This is a genomic window from Croceivirga sp. ABH4_376 (assembly GCF_056160685.1).
This window is the reverse complement of record NZ_JBSWXQ010000033.1, coordinates 1-211: the sequence shown is the minus strand read 5'-3', so window position 1 is coordinate 211 and position 211 is coordinate 1. Positions and strand designations below refer to the sequence as shown.

The 211-nt window shown below is 46.0% G+C and carries 1 protein-coding gene; it reads left to right on the top strand.

Translation table 11 applies throughout. The annotated features are described in order from the left end of the window. Positions 1-211 (top strand): hypothetical protein (locus ACXAGS_RS15770; RefSeq protein ID WP_474908096.1); only part of this gene is annotated, 211 nt, incomplete at both ends.

Here is a 211-nt window from a genome sequence, read left to right as displayed (position 1 = left end):
GATGGCGAGGTACAACAAATCGTGGTTTCTATTTTGGATGATGCCATCATCGAGCCACAAGAGGCCTATACCGTTACCTTGAACAGCACTACCAATCCGTTGGTACCAATCAATAATGCTACAGCAAACGGTATTATCAATGATGATGACAGTACCGGTACGGAAGGGCTTTCCATTGTACAGACCGATGTTATCGTGACCGAAGGTGTGG